This is a genomic window from Vibrio sp. S234-5, from assembly GCF_000960595.1.
GTDB lineage: Bacteria > Pseudomonadota > Gammaproteobacteria > Enterobacterales > Vibrionaceae > Vibrio.
In genome coordinates this window covers 1-791 of the sequence record NZ_JZAM01000058.1, presented here as the reverse complement: position 1 = coordinate 791, position 791 = coordinate 1, and the positions used below count along the sequence as shown (strand labels likewise).

The 791-nt window shown below is 42.6% G+C and carries 1 protein-coding gene and 1 pseudogene; both read left to right on the top strand.

Features of this window, described 5'->3' with window-relative positions:
* Window positions 1-124: transposase (locus UF06_RS23420; RefSeq protein ID WP_045569239.1), on the top strand; the 124-nt coding region annotated here is incomplete at its 5' end.
* A gap of 4 nt (window positions 125-128) precedes the next feature.
* Window positions 129-338 (top strand): annotated as a pseudogene (locus tag UF06_RS01240) (type II toxin-antitoxin system RelE/ParE family toxin); the annotation flags it as partial.
* Between the last annotated feature and the right edge of the window lie 453 nt (window positions 339-791).

Sequence of the window (791 nt, the reverse complement as noted above, 5' to 3'; positions counted from 1 at the left end):
AGTAGAGGGTGTGAACAACCGAATAAAGACGCTGAACAAAGTCGCCTATGGGTATCGTGATTGGGAATTTTTTGAGTTAAAAATCAAAGCCAGTCATGAGGCGAAGTATCGATTTTCCGGATGAACCAAAGAAACTCATTGAACGCTTAGAAAACCCACATGTACCAGCATCAAAACTCTCTGGCGCTGATAACATGTATAAAATAAAGCTACGTCAGTCTGGCTACCGTCTTGTTTACCAAGTAAAAGATGACGTTATCGTGGTAACGGTCTTAGCAGTTGGAAAACGAGAGCGAAGTGATGTTTACCGTAGTGCAATGAAACGCTTAGATGACTGATTAATACACCAATCAATGCCTATTTTTTCGGCAAGGTATAACGCCGCGTTAAGGGGTGCAGGCACGCAATACACAAGTTACCGCACAATGCCGTAACCACCAAACCTAACGCAAACTGAAAATGCCACGCGTGCCAAATCCCACTTGAACGCTTTGTTATGCTTAAGCTTCAATGACTTACGTTTTGATAAAACCAAGATTAACTCGACCTTGATTCACAAGCAAAAGCCAAAACCTAAAAAACGGAAATGACTCATGATTTTGAAAATCAGACTTTGAAATTTGGCTGCTAAAACTTAAAAACCTAAGTTCAATTTGCTGATTGCGCCAACCGCCCTAACCTCGCGCTTGCCCGAAAATTGATTGAGGCAACGCTCTGAATTTCCAGCGCCAAAGAACAAGTGTCCGGAAAATAGCGCCCACTGAAGCCAACTTGCCGACAAACTCAAAACC